This window comes from Vibrio sp. 378 (genome assembly GCF_033339435.1).
This window is the reverse complement of the sequence record NZ_JAWOUO010001170.1, coordinates 1-521: the sequence shown is the minus strand read 5'-3', so window position 1 is coordinate 521 and position 521 is coordinate 1. Positions and strand designations below refer to the sequence as shown.

The window sequence follows — 521 nt, the reverse complement described above, 5'->3', positions numbered from 1 at the left end:
GTGGTTGGCGAAGGTAAGATCAACGATTTGCAAAACCAGATGGCTGCAAATGAATCGACGATTAAAGCAAATCAGCAGCAGTTAGCGAAATTGAGTGCGTCATTAGATGATAAATACACATCACTAGAGCAACTAGAAAACGACTTGACTCAGATACACAAGCAAATTGTTGAGCTGAATAACGGCCTAGAATCTGCGCAAGCGCAGTTACAACAAGCTGTGCTGGCGAAATCAAATGTCGATAGTCAGTTGACGACTCACCAACAGTGGCTGTTGGAAGCGAATAGTAAACTGGAAAATGCTAAAACCGAATGGGAAAGCGCACTAAAAGCGAGTGCGTTTGCTGATGAAGCGCACTTCTTACAGAGTAAAGTGAGTGAACAACAAACTCAAACTTGGCAACAAGAAATAGATAACTTTAAGCAGACACAAATTCAGTTAGAACAAACTCTTGCGGATTTAAATCAAGCTTTGAAGGTGGTCGAGAAGCCTAATTTAGAAGCGCTTAACGGGAGTTTAAG

1 pseudogene is annotated in these 521 nt (G+C 41.7%); it reads left to right on the top strand.

Features of this window, described 5'->3' with window-relative positions:
• Window positions 1-521 (top strand): annotated as a pseudogene (locus R7Q48_RS30975) (SMC family ATPase); the annotation flags it as partial.